The sequence below is a fragment of the Pseudomonas congelans genome (genome assembly GCF_900103225.1).
Taxonomy (GTDB): Bacteria; Pseudomonadota; Gammaproteobacteria; order Pseudomonadales; family Pseudomonadaceae; genus Aquipseudomonas; species Aquipseudomonas congelans.
Genome location: NZ_FNJH01000002.1, coordinates 657,784 through 672,035 on the forward strand (window position 1 = coordinate 657,784; position 14,252 = coordinate 672,035).

At 59.9% G+C, this 14,252-nt stretch carries 13 protein-coding genes; 9 read left to right on the forward strand and 4 right to left on the reverse strand.

The window, feature by feature from the left end; all coding sequences use genetic code 11:
- Window positions 1–3: 3 nt before the first annotated feature.
- Window positions 4–1,128 (forward strand): glycine cleavage system aminomethyltransferase GcvT, encoded by a 1,125-nt coding sequence (gcvT, locus tag BLR20_RS10025; protein ID WP_054993099.1) that lies wholly within the window; start codon window positions 4–6, stop codon window positions 1,126–1,128.
- 410 nt (window positions 1,129–1,538) lie between these two features.
- On the forward strand, window positions 1,539–1,751 hold the full coding sequence (locus BLR20_RS10030) for a cold-shock protein (RefSeq protein WP_003365337.1): 213 nt from the start codon (window positions 1,539–1,541) through the stop codon (window positions 1,749–1,751).
- A 138-nt stretch (window positions 1,752–1,889) separates the two neighbouring features.
- On the opposite strand, the gene lptG is transcribed toward BLR20_RS10030, so the two are convergent.
- Entirely contained in the window at window positions 1,890–2,951 is a 1,062-nt protein-coding gene (gene lptG, locus BLR20_RS10035) for an LPS export ABC transporter permease LptG (RefSeq protein WP_054993100.1), read from the reverse strand.
- Window positions 2,938–4,065, reverse strand: a complete 1,128-nt coding sequence (gene lptF / locus BLR20_RS10040) for an LPS export ABC transporter permease LptF (RefSeq protein ID WP_003316899.1) — start codon at window positions 4,063–4,065, stop codon at window positions 2,938–2,940. Before lptF ends, lptG begins: the two co-directional genes overlap by 14 nt.
- Before the next feature lie 319 nt (window positions 4,066–4,384).
- On the opposite strand from lptF, the gene BLR20_RS10045 reads away from it, so the two are divergent.
- The 5 genes from BLR20_RS10045 to rlmF all read left to right on the forward strand — a co-directional run bounded on the left by BLR20_RS10045 (window position 4,385) and on the right by rlmF (window position 11,004).
- Complete coding sequence (locus tag BLR20_RS10045; RefSeq protein ID WP_010435409.1) at window positions 4,385–5,875, forward strand: leucyl aminopeptidase; 1,491 nt, start codon at window positions 4,385–4,387, stop codon at window positions 5,873–5,875.
- A 57-nt stretch (window positions 5,876–5,932) separates the two neighbouring features.
- Window positions 5,933–6,361, forward strand: a complete 429-nt coding sequence (locus tag BLR20_RS10050; RefSeq protein ID WP_002552284.1) for a DNA polymerase III subunit chi — start codon at window positions 5,933–5,935, stop codon at window positions 6,359–6,361.
- A gap of 7 nt (window positions 6,362–6,368) precedes the next feature.
- Entirely contained in the window at window positions 6,369–6,803 is a 435-nt protein-coding gene (locus BLR20_RS10055; RefSeq protein WP_032615811.1) for a hypothetical protein, read from the forward strand.
- A gap of 210 nt (window positions 6,804–7,013) precedes the next feature.
- Window positions 7,014–9,860: a valine--tRNA ligase gene (locus BLR20_RS10060; protein ID WP_054993101.1), complete on the forward strand. Its 2,847-nt coding sequence runs from the start codon at window positions 7,014–7,016 to the stop codon at window positions 9,858–9,860.
- Between the two features lie 157 nt (window positions 9,861–10,017).
- Window positions 10,018–11,004: a 23S rRNA (adenine(1618)-N(6))-methyltransferase RlmF gene (gene rlmF, locus BLR20_RS10065; RefSeq protein ID WP_032615815.1), complete on the forward strand. Its 987-nt coding sequence runs from the start codon at window positions 10,018–10,020 to the stop codon at window positions 11,002–11,004.
- Window positions 11,005–11,192: 188 nt separating this feature from the next.
- Here the strand turns inward: rlmF and BLR20_RS10070 are convergent, their stop codons facing one another.
- Window positions 11,193–11,474: an HU family DNA-binding protein gene (locus BLR20_RS10070; RefSeq protein WP_002552279.1), complete on the reverse strand. Its 282-nt coding sequence runs from the start codon at window positions 11,472–11,474 to the stop codon at window positions 11,193–11,195.
- Between the two features lie 393 nt (window positions 11,475–11,867).
- Here BLR20_RS10070 and yejK point away from each other — a divergent pair, with 393 nt between their 5' ends.
- The gene (yejK, locus tag BLR20_RS10075; RefSeq protein ID WP_010435419.1) at window positions 11,868–12,869 is read left to right on the forward strand and encodes a nucleoid-associated protein YejK; all 1,002 of its coding nucleotides are present in this window, start codon (window positions 11,868–11,870) and stop codon (window positions 12,867–12,869) included.
- Between the two features lie 5 nt (window positions 12,870–12,874).
- Window positions 12,875–13,225 carry a glutaredoxin family protein gene (locus BLR20_RS10080; protein WP_003408919.1) on the forward strand — a complete coding sequence of 117 codons (351 nt, stop codon included), beginning with the start codon at window positions 12,875–12,877 and terminating at the stop codon, window positions 13,223–13,225.
- Window positions 13,226–13,287: 62 nt separating this feature from the next.
- Here BLR20_RS10080 and BLR20_RS10085 read toward each other — a convergent pair whose 3' ends face one another.
- Window positions 13,288–14,220: a glutathione S-transferase family protein gene (locus BLR20_RS10085; protein WP_032615818.1), complete on the reverse strand. Its 933-nt coding sequence runs from the start codon at window positions 14,218–14,220 to the stop codon at window positions 13,288–13,290.
- Window positions 14,221–14,252 lie beyond the last annotated feature (32 nt).

The following is a 14,252-nucleotide window of genomic DNA, read 5'->3' on the forward strand; positions in this document are numbered from 1 at the left end:
AACATGTCCACAGAATCACTGCTGACCACTCCCCTGCACGCGCTGCACCGCGAACTCGGCGCAAAGATGGTGCCCTTCGCCGGTTACGACATGCCTGTTCAATACCCGGCTGGCGTAATGAAAGAGCACCTGCACACCCGCGCTCAGGCCGGTCTGTTCGATGTCTCGCACATGGGCCAGATTCGCCTTACCGGTGCAGACGCCGCCAAGGCGCTGGAAGCCCTGGTGCCGGTGGACATCATTGACCTGCCGGTCGGCATGCAGCGTTATGCGATGTTCACCGACGAGAACGGCGGCATTCTCGATGACCTGATGGTGGCCAATCTCGGCAACGACCAGTTGATGCTGGTGGTCAACGCAGCCTGCAAGGATCAGGACCTGGCGCACTTGTGCAAGCATCTGGCCGGGCATTGCAAGATCGAACCACTGTTTGAAGAACGCGCCCTGCTCGCGCTGCAAGGGCCAGCCGCTGTGACCGTACTGGCACGCCTCGCCCCGGAAGTCGCCAAAATGACCTTCATGCAGTTCGCCGGCGTCACGCTGCTGGGTATCAAATGCTATGTCAGTCGCTCGGGCTATACCGGTGAAGACGGCTATGAAATTTCAGTGCCTGCCGAACAGGCTGAAGCCCTGGCGCGCCGCCTGCTGGAAGAACCGGAAGTTGCCCCGATCGGTCTGGGCGCACGTGACTCGCTGCGGCTGGAAGCCGGCCTGTGCCTGTACGGCCATGACATGGACACGCACAGCTCGCCGATCGAGGCCAGTCTGTTATGGGCCATTTCCAAAGTGCGCCGCGCCGACGGTGAGCGTGCAGGCGGCTTTCCGGGAGCCGAGCGAATCTTTGCCCAGCAGCAGAACGGTGTCAGCAGGAAGCGGGTCGGACTGCTCCCCCAAGAGCGCACGCCAGTGCGTGAAGGTACAGAGATCGTCGATGAACAAGGCACTGTTATCGGTACCGTGTGCAGTGGCGGTTTTGGCCCCTCTCTGGCCGGGCCGCTGGCCATGGGTTATCTGCATAACGATTACACCGCACTGAATACACCTGTGTGGGCAATGGTGCGCGGCAAGAGAGTCCCCATGCTCGTTGCAAAAATGCCTTTCGTTGCGCAACGTTACTTCCGCGGTTAAATAGCGGCGTCAAAAAAACAGCAACACTTCAGTGTTGCTGGAGCACTCTTCCCCAGCAGTGTTTCGGCAGTATTTCAACCGCGTGAACAGTCCGTCATATATGCAAAAAATGCACCTATAAAGTGCAAAATGTTATGAGAGATCACCCCCGTGCACACCATGCAAACACTGCCGGTATAAGGCCAACCCCCCGGAAACAGGGTGTCCGGCAAGGGGGTTGTATTTGTAACTGGACTTGGCGTAGAGTTTCCGAACTGTGTTTGCATGGGTCGCCGAATCTGGACCTGGGCAGTAGCTCTAGGTTTGCTACAACCCGTTCTACGTTTCTTACTTCCTGCAACCAGCCCCAGTGCTCTTTCATGTGAAAGAGGCTGTAACCAATTCAAGTCAAGCGTCAGGGAAATAAGAAAATGGCTGAACGTCAGAGCGGTACCGTCAAGTGGTTCAACGACGAAAAAGGTTTTGGTTTTATCACTCCTGAGAGCGGGCCGGATCTGTTCGTACACTTCCGCGCGATCCAGGGTAACGGCTTCAAGAGCCTGAAAGAAGGCCAGAAAGTTACCTTCGTTGCAGTGCAAGGCCAGAAAGGCATGCAGGCTGACGAAGTTCAAGCCGAAGGCTGAGAACGACGCACCACGTCTCGACAAGAAAGCCTCTGGCAGCGATGCCAGAGGCTTTTTTGCATGCGGGATTTGCAGGGCTGAGAAAGCGCCCATGAAAAAGCCGACCCAGGGGTCGGCTTTTTCAGTCCTGCAGGTGCATTACCCGGCACGACGTAACAGAAGAACCCCGGCCAGCGCACAGGCTGCGGCAGGCAGCAGTACTGCCAGCAACGGCGGGAAGCCGAACAGCAGGCTCGACGGGCCGAGCAGGTCCTGAATGATGCGGAAGGTAAAGCCGACCACGACACCGGTGAACACGCGCTGCCCCAGCGTAACCGAACGCAGCGGACCGAAGATGAACGAGATAGCCATCAGCACCAACGCGACGGTCACTGCCGGTTGCAGGACCTTGGTCCAGAACGCCAGCCAGTAGCGGCCATTGCTCAAGCCCTGATCAGCCAGATAATGCGCGTAGCTCCAGAGGCCGCTGATAGACAGCGACTCGGGCGGCATGATCACCGTGCTCAGCAGTTGCGGGCTCAATGCCACGTCCCAGCGCTCTACCGGCGTATTGACGACCTCGGTGCTGCCGTCATTGAAGTGCGTGGTGGCGACGTCCTTCAATTCCCAGTAATCGGTCTTGAAGTTGGCCTCTTTGGCAAAGCTGGACGTCAGCATGTGGCGCTGGTCGTCGAAACGATAACGCGTCACACCGAGCATCAGGCCATTGGGCTGCACCGTGTTGATGTGGATGAACTCGTCGCCCTGGCGGTGCCACAGACCATGGCGGGCACTCTGAGCATCACCTGAGCCCTGAGCCAACGAGCGCGCGGCCTGAGCCTGGTTCTCGGCATAGGGAGCAACATACTCGCCGACCAGCACGCCAGCGATCATCAACACCAGCATGGGCTTCATGACCGCCCAGACGATGCGCCCGATGGACACACCCGCCGCACGCATGATGGTCAGCTCGCTGCTGCTGGCCAGCGTACCCAGACCGATCAGGCAGCCGATCAGGGCGGCCATCGGCAAGGTGTCGTAGACGCGACGTGGTGCTGTCAGCATGACGTAGCTGAGGGCATCCGCCAGCGTGTAGGTGTCGCTGATATCGCCCATCTCGTCGATGAACGCGAACAGCGAGACCAGCCCCAGAATAATGCCCAGAACCGCGAGAATCGCCAGCAGGACGCTTTTGCCAATGTATCGATCAAGCTTGACCACGAGTCACCTCCGTGACGCTGCGACGACTCGCCATCTTCAGACGCAGAGGCTCCCAATAGAACAACAGCAGGCCGATGGACAGGTAGATGGCATGCACCCACCACATCCCCAGGCTGAGTGGCAGCTTGCCTTTCTCCAGCGAGCTGCGCACCGAAATCAGGATGGCCAGGTACGACATGTAAAGAAGGATCGCCGGCAGCAGTTTCAGGTAACGGCCCTGACGCGGATTGACCCGTGACAGCGGAATGGCCATCAAGGTCACGATGAACACCGACAGCGGCAGCGAAATACGCCATTGCAACTCGGCGACGGAACGCGGTGCCGGGTTGCCGATCAGTTCGCTGGTCGGAATGGCTTCACGATCGGTGATTTCTTCGCTGATTTCCGGCTTGGGCAGCATCGCCCCGTAGGTGTCGTACTTGATCACGCGATAGTCGGCCGCCCCCGGATTGCCGTCATAGCGATAACCGTTCTCGAGGATCAGGAAGCGACTGCCATTGGGCCGTACTTCCTGGTGGCCCTTCTCCGCGACCAGCACGGTGATGCCGTTGTCCTTGCTCTTGTCGCTGGACATGCGCTTTTCCGAGATGAACACACCAGCCAGTTGCGAGCGGTCTTCCGACAGCTCCTTGGTGTAGGTAATACGCGTACCGTCACGCAGCGCCTGAAAACGGCCCGGCACCAGCGTGTCGAACTCGGTCATGGCGTCCTGCTGATTGATCAGCAGCGAAAACTGCGTAGCACCCTGCGGAGCCAGGCTGAAGCTCAACCAGGCAACCAGCAGGCCCACCAGCGTGGCCGGCCCCATGGTGATGGCCAGCAGGCGCTGCTGACTCATGCCGGTTGCGGCCAGCACGGTCATCTCGCTTTCCAGGTACAGGCGTCCGTACGCCATGAGGATGCCGAGGAACAGGCCCAGCGGCAGAATCACCTGCAGAAAGCCCGGCAGGCGGAAGCCCATGATCAGGAACAGCACGCCAGGATCGAGCGCACCGGACGCGGCCTGCGCCAGGTACTTGATGAAGCGTCCGCTCATGATGAAGACCAGCAGTACGGCACTGACCGCACTCAAGGTAAGCAGCACTTCTCGGGACAGATAACGGAAGACAATCAAACCAGACACTCCAGAGTTGTCAGGCTCAGGCAGCCAAACAGGGAAAATTTGTGAGCCACGGCAACCAGAGCTTCACGCCGACAAAAGGCGTGGGCCTCAAAAAATATGCGGCATTATCCTGTGATTGTGTGTTTCTGTCACTGCGCACCGGGGATAGTTCGCACATAGACGCCAGACAGGCCGCTTTGCGGGGTTGTCAGCAGTCGTGCAGCGGGGTCAAACTGCAAGGCTTAGCGCAGGCATCACCCCTGAAAACACTCAGGCCATGCCGCGTACGACATTCATATTGCGACTCTCATCGTCTATTCGGGGACCCCACATGGAATTGGTTGTTAAAAGCGTAAGCCCAGAAACCTTGAAAACCGCAACGCTGGTGGTCACCGTCGGCGAAAGCCGTGTACTGGCCGGTGCTGCCAGGACTGTGGACATCCTCAGCGGCGGAGCCGTTTCGCTGATCCTCAAGCGCGGCGATCTGGCCGGCAAGGTCGGCCAGAGCCTGCTGTTGCACAATCTGCCCAACATCAAGGCCGAGCGCGTTCTGCTGGTCGGCACCGGCAAGGAAGACGAGCTGTCGGACCGTCAGTTGAAAAAAATCGTCGGCGCAGCGCTCACCTGCCTCAAGGGCCTGGGCGGCACCGATGCAGCTATTGCGCTCGATGACCTGTCGGTGAAAAACCGCGACACCTATGGCATGGCTCGTCTGCTGGTCGAAGCCCTGGCCGACGGCGAATACGTCTTCGATCGTTTCAAGACCCAGAAGGCCGACGTTCGCGCCCTGAAGAAAATCACCCTGCTGACCGACAAGGTCAAGGCGGCCGACGTCGAGCGCGCTTCGACTCACGCTCAGGCAATCGCCACCGGCATGGCGCTGACCCGCGACCTCGGCAATCTGCCGCCGAACATCTGCCATCCGACCTACCTGGGCGAAGAAGCCAAGGCTTTGGGCAAGGCCCACAAGAACCTGAAAGTGGAAGTCCACGACGAGAAGAAACTGGCCGACTTGGGCATGGGTTCTTTCCTCGCGGTAGCACAGGGCAGCGCCCAGCCGCCGCGCCTCATCGTCATGAACTACCAGGGTGGCAAAAAAGGCGACCAGCCGTTCGTGCTGGTCGGTAAAGGCATCACCTTCGATACCGGCGGCATCAGCATCAAGCCTGCCTCGGGCATGGACGAGATGAAGTTCGACATGTGCGGTGCTGCCAGCGTGTTCGGCACCCTGCGTGCAGTGCTCGAATTGAAGCTGCCGATCAATCTGGTGTGCATTCTGGCCTGTGCCGAAAACATGCCGAGCGGCACCGCGACACGTCCGGGCGATATCGTCACGACCATGAGCGGCCAGACCGTCGAAATCCTCAACACCGACGCCGAAGGCCGACTGGTGCTGTGCGATGCACTGACCTACGCCGAGCGCTTCAAGCCGCAGGCGGTCATCGATATTGCAACCCTGACCGGCGCCTGCGTCGTTGCGCTGGGCGGCCACACCTCTGGCCTGCTGGGCAATAACGACGCGCTGATCAATCAGTTGCTCGACGCCGGCAAACAGGCCGATGACCGTGCCTGGCAGTTGCCGTTGTTCGATGAGTACCAGGAACAGCTCGACAGCCCGTTCGCCGACATCGCCAACATTGGTGGTCCGAAAGGCGGCACCATCACCGCGGCCTGCTTCCTGTCGCGCTTCACCAAGGCCTACCACTGGGCTCACCTGGACATCGCCGGCACTGCATGGCTGAGCGGCGGCAAGGAGAAAGGCGCCACCGGACGTCCTGTTCCGCTGCTGACCCAATACCTGCTCGACCGCGCCGGCGTATAAAAAGAGACCCTGGCGTATCGGCTGCACAGTCGATACGCCTCCGGTTCTGGAACCCACATGACTCAAGTCGACTTCTACATCCTGCCCAGCGCCGATCCTGCGGCTCGCCTGGACTTTGCCTGCAAGCTGACGGAAAAGGCCTGGCGCCTGGGTCACAAGGTCTATCTGCATTGCAGTGATGCGGCGCAGCGTGAGGACCTCGATGCCCGCCTCTGGCGTTTCAGAGGGGAAGTGTTTCTGCCGCATGGCGACGCCGAGAGCGATCACGATGCTGCCGTGGTACTGGGCCTGGGCGACGATTCGGGCGAACACAGCGACCTGCTGGTCAATCTCGACCTGAGCATTCCGGCCTTCTTCAAACGTTTCGCCCGCGTGGCCGAAGTCGTTGTCGAAGACCCGGCCATACGTCTTGCCGCACGCGAGAGTTTCCGTTCCTACCGTGAACAGGGCTATCCTCCGCAAGATCACCGACTGCAGCGCCTTTGAGGACACGATGGATACTTCAAAAAAAGCTGAATCCGCGCATTTGCTGAACGACCTCGAGTCGATCCGCCAACTGCTCGGCGATGACCCCGCACATTCCCCCCTGGCGAACGACACCACTCGTCCCGAAGGCCAGATTCCCCTGTTGTTCGATGTCGTCGGCGCTCGCCCCGACGCGGCGTATCAACAGGACTTCGACGAAGACGACATCCCGACACTGACACCTGATGCCCCTGCAGCACCCGCCCCGCAGGTGCAGCAGTCGGCCCAGCCGCAGGCGCTGCCCAACCCTGATGCACTGCTGCATCTGGACAGCGAATTGCGCGCAGCCGCGCAATTGATCATGCAAGACGTGATCGACGACTTCGCCCCGCATATCGAAAACGAAATCAAGCGTCGGCTGGAGGCAAGGCTGGAGCGGTTATTGGCGCAGCAGCCGAAGTGAAGTTCATGGCTCGGGAACTGCCCCTTGGGTAGATAGATACTTCGTTGGCGAGTATCCAGTCGCGAGCTTATCAGAGCAGCCAGCCGCCCCCGGCCCACTCGCCACCTGCTGACAGATCTGCCAGTTGTGGCCCGGCACTTATGGCTTGTCGCTTACGGTCAGGTCTATACTTACCGGTTTCCGAATCAATGCCACAGGTTCCCGCCGCGCATGGACAAGACTTACCAGCCGCACGCCATCGAAACTTCCTGGTACCAGACCTGGGAGTCCGAGAACTATTTCGCTCCGCAAGGCGTGGGTGACTCGTACACCATCATGATCCCGCCGCCGAACGTTACCGGCAGCCTGCACATGGGCCACGGTTTCAATAACGCGATCATGGATGCCCTGATCCGTTTCCGTCGCATGCAGGGCCGCAATACGCTCTGGCAACCGGGCACCGACCACGCCGGTATCGCTACGCAGATGCTGGTCGAGCGTCGCCTCGAAGCGCAAGGCGTAAGCCGTCATGAGCTGGGCCGCGAGAAGTTTCTGGACAAGATCTGGGAATGGAAGGCCGAGTCCGGCGGCAACATCAGCCGTCAGATCCGCCGCCTGGGCTCGTCCGTCGACTGGAGCCGCGAGCGCTTCACCATGGACGACGGCCTGTCCGAAGCGGTGAAGGAAGCCTTCGTGCGTCTGCATGAAGACGGCCTCATCTACCGTGGCAAGCGCCTGGTCAACTGGGACACCAAGCTGCACACCGCCATTTCCGACCTCGAAGTGGAGAACCACGACGAGAAAGGCCATCTGTGGAACCTGCGCTATCCGCTGGCCGACGGTGCAAAGACCGCCGAAGGCCTGGACTATCTGATCGTGGCCACCACCCGCCCGGAGACCATGCTCGGTGATGCCGCCGTTGCGGTGAACCCGCAGGATGAGCGCTACAAGGCGCTGATCGGCAAGTTCGTCGAATTGCCTCTCGTAGGCCGCCGCATTCCGATCATCGCGGATGATTACTGCGACCCCGAATTCGGTACCGGCTGCGTGAAAATCACGCCGGCCCACGATTTCAACGACTATGAAGTCGGCAAACGCCACAACCTGCCGCTGCTGAACATTTTCGACAAGAATGCCAACGTGCTGCCTGCCGCTCAGGTGTTCAACCTCGATGGCACGCTGAACGAAAGCGTCGACGGCAGCCTGCCCGCCGCCTATGCCGGACTGGACCGCTTCGAAGCGCGCAAGCAGATCGTTGCCGCGTTCGACGCCGCCGGGTTGCTGGTCAGCGTTGATGATCACGCACTGAAGGTGCCGAAAGGCGACCGTTCCGGCACCATCATCGAGCCGTGGCTGACCGATCAGTGGTACGTCTCCACTAAGCCGCTGGCCGAACCTGCGATTGCCGCTGTCGAAGACGGCCGCATCGCGTTTGTGCCCAAGCAGTACGAAAACATGTACTTCTCGTGGATGCGCGACATCCAGGACTGGTGCATCAGCCGTCAGCTCTGGTGGGGCCACCGCATTCCGGCCTGGTACGACGAGTCCGGCAAGGTCTACGTCGGCCGCGACGAAGCCGAGGTTCGCGCGAAGAACAACCTGGGCCCGGAAATCGCGCTGCAGCAGGACAACGACGTACTGGACACCTGGTTCAGCTCGGGCCTGTGGACCTTCTCCACGCTCGGCTGGCCGGAAAAGACCAAGGCACTCGAGACCTTTCACTCTACCGACGTGCTGGTCACCGGCTTCGACATCATTTTCTTCTGGGTCGCCCGGATGATCATGCTCACCATGCACCTGGTGAAGAACGAGGACGGTACGCCGCAAGTCCCGTTCAAGACCGTCTATGTGCATGGTCTGGTGCGCGATGGCCAGGGCCAGAAGATGTCCAAGTCCAAGGGCAACGTGCTGGACCCGCTGGACATCGTCGACGGTATCGACCTCGAAACGCTGGTAGAAAAACGCACCAGTGGCCTGATGCAGCCGCAACTGGCGAAAAAGATCGAGAAACAGACCCGCCAGGAATTCGCCGACGGCATCGCCAGCTACGGCACCGATGCCCTGCGTTTTACCTTCTGCTCGCTGGCGTCGACCGGTCGCGACATCAAGTTCGACATGGGCCGCGTCGAAGGCTACCGCAACTTCTGCAACAAGATCTGGAACGCGGCGCGCTACGTGCTGGACAAGGGCGAAGACTGCGGCCAGAACGGCGAAGCCGTCGAACTGTCGCTGGCTGATCGCTGGATCATCTCGCAGTTGCAACGCACCGAAGCCGAAGTGACCCGTCAGCTGGATCAGTTCCGCTTCGACCTCGCAGCTCAGGCGTTGTACGAGTTCATCTGGAACCAGTATTGCGACTGGTATCTGGAACTGTCCAAGCCGGTACTGTGGGACGAAACGGCGCCGGTCGAGCGTCAGCGCGGCACACGCCGCACGCTGGTCCGCGTTCTGGAAGTCGCGCTGCGTCTTGCGCACCCGTTCATGCCGTTCATCACCGAAGAAATCTGGCAGCGTCTCGCGCCGCTGGCCGGTGCGCAAGGCAAGACCATCATGCTGCAACCCTGGCCGGTGGCCAATGAAGCACGCATTGATCAGGCCGCCGAAGACGACATCGAATGGCTCAAGGGCCTGATGCTCGCCGTGCGCAACATCCGTGGCGAGATGAACATCGGCCCGGGCAAGCCGCTGCAACTGTTCCTCAAGAACGTCAGCGCCGAAGACCAGCGTCGCCTGAGCGAAAACGATTACCTGCTGAAGAAGCTCGCCAAGCTGGAATCGATGACCCTACTCACCGAAGGCGCAGAAGCACCGCTGTCCGCCACCGCGCTGGTCGGTGACATGGAAGTGCTGGTGCCGATGGCCGGACTGATCGACAAAGGCGCAGAACTGGCGCGCCTGGACAAGGAAATCCAGCGCCTGCAAGGCGAAGTGCAACGCGTCGGCGGCAAGCTGTCCAACGCCGCCTTCGTCGACAAGGCACCGCCTGAAGTCATCGCCAAGGAACGCGCCAAGCTGACCGAAGCCGAACAGGCACTGGGCAAGCTGGCCGAGCAACACGCACGCATCGCCAGCCTGTAAGGTGGCCGGAAAAGCCAGCCCGATCATGGGCTGGCTTTTTGTTATCTGAATATCTGTACTGACTTATTCGCGAGCAAGGCGTACTACGCCAAAGGCGACGCTTCGCTTGCTCGCGAATAAGCCAGGCAACTCAACCTCACGGCTGACAATCGAATCCATGACCGATACCCGCAAACCACCGCGCAAGAAGCCTCAGCGGCCAGGCAAACCTGCTGCGCCGCGTGAAAAGGCCACCTTGCACCCGCGCAATCGGCATCAGGGCCAGTACGACTTTCCGAAGCTGATCCAATCCAGTCCCGAGCTGGCAGCGTTCGTGATCCTCAACCCCTACGGCAAGGAAAGCATCGACTTCGCCAATCCGCAGGCGGTACGGGTATTCAACCGCGCGCTGCTCAGAGCGTTCTATGGCATCGCCCATTGGGACATTCCGGCCGATTACCTGTGCCCGCCGATTCCGGGGCGTGCGGACTACCTGCACTTTCTCGCCGACCTGCTGGCCGACGACAATGACGGCGTGATACCACGCGGCGCATCCGTCAAGGCGCTGGATATCGGCACCGGCGCCAACTGCATCTATCCCCTGCTGGGGCATAGCGACTATGGCTGGCAGTTCGTTGGTTCGGACATCGACAGCACCGCCATCGCTGCAGCGACCACTATTGTGAAAGCCAACGGCCTGAGCAAGGCCATCAGCGTGCGCCAGCAGGGCAATCGCAAGCAGATCCTGCTCGGACTACTCGACAGCAGCGAACGCTTCCATGTCAGCCTCTGCAACCCGCCCTTCCATGCCTCGCTGGAAGAAGCGCAGCGTGGCAGCCAGCGCAAATGGCGCGCGCTGGGCAAGGCTGATCCCAAGCGAAAGCTGCCGGTGCTCAATTTCGGCGGCCAGTCGCAGGAGTTGTGGTGCGAAGGCGGCGAGATCGGCTTCGTGACCCAGCTGATCCAGGAAAGCGCCTTGCTGCCGAGCCAGGTGGCATGGTTCAGCACACTGGTGTCCAAGGCCTCCAACCTGCCGCCGATCCAGAGCGCGCTGAAAAAAGCCGGCGTACTTGAAGTGAAAATAGTGGAAATGGGTCAGGGCCAGAAGCAAAGCCGCTTTGTAGCCTGGACGTTTCTCGACAAGGCTCAGCGCGCACAGTTTTGACTGGCATGCTCCGGACGCTCGGCGTCCGGACCAGAGTATGCAGTGCGGCCCAGCCATGTGACGCAGAGCGTCACGAACGGCATTCCCACGCGTGGCGTGAGGAACGATAAACGTCCGCGGAATCAAGCGCCCACAAAAAAGCCGTGCCCGGTTAACCGGTGCACGGCTTTTTCACAGCAAGCGGTTGCTTACTTGTTGATCGAGTCGGTCAGCACTTTGGCTGGAACGAACTTGATAACTTTCTTGGCAGCGATTTCGATGGCAGCGCCAGTCGAAGGGTTGCGGCCAGTGCGAGCCGGACGCTCTGCAACTTTCAGTTTGCCGATACCTGGCAAAGTGATTTCCACGCCGTTTTCCAATTGGTCGGCAACAATTTGGCCCAATTGCTCAAGAGCATTACGCGCGGTGGTTTTTGGCGCGTCGATAGCTTCAGCGATATCGGCGATCAATTGGTCTTTAGTAAGAGCCATGGTGGTGTTCCTTCCCTATCAAATTCATTTGGATTGCAGAGCGCAACGTCGGCCCGTGGCCAGGCAACGAACCTGGCCACCCGCTAGCAGCCACGATTAATCGCGAAAGTGTAGATACTGAAACCGGGCAATGGTTCGACCTACGTGTGCGCTAACTGCATGCTTGACGCGCTAAGTGCGCAAGACCGCGCAAAACTAGCACAGAGCCGGGCAAATATCCGCCTCTACCTATCCTTTTGGTCAGGTTTTAATACTAATTGCACAAAAAACACCCAGCAAACACTCGCTGCTGGCGAAAACCAGCCCGCCCGGGGCCATCAGACGCATGCGTGCGTTACACTTGGCGCCTTGCAACGAGCTGCACGCTCTTCACCTTTTTCAGCCGAGAAGCCCATGCCGATCCGTCACTGCATCGTCCACCTGATCGATAAGAAACCCGACGGTACGCCCGCTGTTCTCCATGCACGCGACTCCGAACTCGCTGAGTCCCAGGCCATCGAGAACATGCTGGCCGACCTCAACGAAAGCTATAACGCCAAACAGGGCAAGGCCTGGGGCCTGTTCCATCCCGAGTCCGGTGCGCACCCTTTCAGCGGCTGGCTGAAAGAATACATCGACGGTGGCAGCGACTTCACGGCGTTCTCGCGGGTGGCGGTCGAGCACCTGCAAAAGCTCATGGAAGAATCCAATCTGTCAGTCGGTGGCCACGTGCTGTTCGCCCACTATCAGCAAGGCATGACCGACTACCTGGCCATCGCCCTGCTGCACCACAGCGAAGGCGTGGCTGTGAATGCCGAACTGGACGTGACCCCGTCCCGACACCTGGACCTTGGCCAATTGCACCTCGCCGCCCGGATCAATATTTCCGAGTGGCAGAACAACAAGCAGTCCAAGCAATACATCTCGTTCATCAAGGGCAAGAACGGCAAGAAGGTTTCCGAGTACTTCCGCGACTTCATCGGTTGCCAGGAAGGCGTGGATGGCCCCGGCGAAACCCGCACCCTGCTCAAGGCGTTCAGTGATTTCGTTGAAAGCGAAGACCTGCCGGAAGAATCGGCCCGCGAGAAAACCAAGACCCTGGTCGATTACGCCAGCAGTCAGAGCAAGATGGGCGAACCGATGGGCCTGGAGGAGCTGTCCGAGCTGATCGACGAAGAGCGTCCGCGCGCGTTCTACGATCACATCCGCAACAAGGATTACGGCCTGTCCCCGGAAATACCGGCGGATAAGCGCACCCTCAATCAGTTCCGCCGCTTCACCGGCCGCGCCGAGGGCCTGTCGATCAGTTTTGAAGCACATCTGCTGGGCGACAAGATCGAATACGACGAAACTGCCGGTACCCTGATCATCAAAGGGCTGCCGACGCAACTGACCGACCAGTTGAAGCGACGGTAACCGACATGCTGCTGCGCACCCTGAAGAAATTTGCCCTGATCATGCTGGTGGTCGTGATTTACCAGAACTGGGGCAGGATCGAGAATTTCGTCAACCCGCCGCCGGCAGACGTCGCGCAGAGCTACAGCCAGGCAAAAGTGGTGATGTACGCCACCGACTGGTGCGGCTACTGCAAGCAGACCCGGCGTTTTCTGGACAGCAAGGGGATCGCGTATCAGGAGTTCGACATCGAGAAGTCGGAAGAAGGCCGCAAGGCGTATGAAGCGCTGGGCGGGAGAGGCATCCCGTTGATCGACGTCAACGGCACACTGATCCGGGGCTTTGACCCGGATCAGATACTGGCGGCGTTGAAGTAGCTCAACCTGACTATCGTGCCGATGCTCCGCGTCCCCTTGGCGACGCAGAGCATCGTTGAAACTCAGCGTTTCTCGATCCGATAGCCCATTCTCGGGAAGTGCACATGCACGACACCCGCACGCGCGTCCTCGCGGCGCAGGATCAGTTCTTCGCGGCCGGTAAATACCAGCTCGCCCTCAACCGCTTCGACGCCATAGTCGACCGCAGAAACCGCAACCTGGTCACCTGCCTTGAAGCCGTTTGGATCAACCAGAGTTTCCTCGGGCAACGGCGCAGGCGTGGCGTTTCTGGCGATCTCGATGGCATCTGCCGAGCTCAGGTCGCTGAACGTGCCATGACCAAACCCCAGAACGCGATCAAGCCAGGCCCTGACAGTCGGATAATCATCGACAAAGGGCGCGGTGACCGGCGTCTGCTTGAGAAACCACAATGTATGGGCGACCGAGAAATCGGCAATCGACGCTACGCCGAACAGGAAGTCGCCGCCGTGCGAGAGTTGCAGCTCCAGGCGCGACATCAGGGTGGGCCATTGGTGTTTGACCTGTTCCACGGGCGGCCGCGACGCAGTGCCACCGTTGAACAGCGTCGAACGATCGGCCACGAACGCCTTGGCGGCGTCGGGCGGCACCTTGGCGAAGCGCACAGCCATTGATTCAGGCTGAAACACCAGACTCACGGCATGCATGAACAACACCGAATCGGCCCAGGCGGCGAGGCCGGCAACGCTGAACTCCTGCCCTTTCGGGTAAAAGGCAGGCGAAGCTTTTTCCTGCTCCAGACGCCGCGCCATCAGCGCAGTGTCACAGTAGATGTCTGCACCGGCCTGCAGTACCGGGGTTCTGCGGTAGCCGCCCGTCAAGGCGGTCAGGTCAGGCTTGGGCATGATCGAAGGGATAGTCACCGAACGCCATGTGAGGCCTTTGAAACCCAGCATCAGACGGGCTTTTTCGGCGAACAGCGACGTGGGGTAGTGGTGAAGGATCAACTCGGACATGTTCAGCCTCTGTGCACGTGGGAAAAACACAG

Bases quoted from the DNA above. Each gene is read 5' to 3' on its own strand.
- gcvT (WP_054993099.1), top strand. From the start codon at position 4: ATGTCCACAGAATCACTGCTGACCACTCCCCTGCACGCGCTGCACCGC.
- BLR20_RS10030 (WP_003365337.1), top strand. From the start codon at position 1,539: ATGGCTGAACGTCAGAGCGGTACCGTCAAGTGGTTCAACGACGAAAAA.
- BLR20_RS10045 (WP_010435409.1), top strand. From the start codon at position 4,385: ATGGAATTGGTTGTTAAAAGCGTAAGCCCAGAAACCTTGAAAACCGCA.
- BLR20_RS10050 (WP_002552284.1), top strand. From the start codon at position 5,933: ATGACTCAAGTCGACTTCTACATCCTGCCCAGCGCCGATCCTGCGGCT.
- BLR20_RS10055 (WP_032615811.1), top strand. From the start codon at position 6,369: ATGGATACTTCAAAAAAAGCTGAATCCGCGCATTTGCTGAACGACCTC.
- BLR20_RS10060 (WP_054993101.1), top strand. From the start codon at position 7,014: ATGGACAAGACTTACCAGCCGCACGCCATCGAAACTTCCTGGTACCAG.
- rlmF (WP_032615815.1), top strand. From the start codon at position 10,018: ATGACCGATACCCGCAAACCACCGCGCAAGAAGCCTCAGCGGCCAGGC.
- BLR20_RS10070 (WP_002552279.1), bottom strand. From the start codon at position 11,474: ATGGCTCTTACTAAAGACCAATTGATCGCCGATATCGCTGAAGCTATC.
- yejK (WP_010435419.1), top strand. From the start codon at position 11,868: ATGCCGATCCGTCACTGCATCGTCCACCTGATCGATAAGAAACCCGAC.
- BLR20_RS10080 (WP_003408919.1), top strand. From the start codon at position 12,875: ATGCTGCTGCGCACCCTGAAGAAATTTGCCCTGATCATGCTGGTGGTC.
- BLR20_RS10085 (WP_032615818.1), bottom strand. From the start codon at position 14,220: ATGTCCGAGTTGATCCTTCACCACTACCCCACGTCGCTGTTCGCCGAA.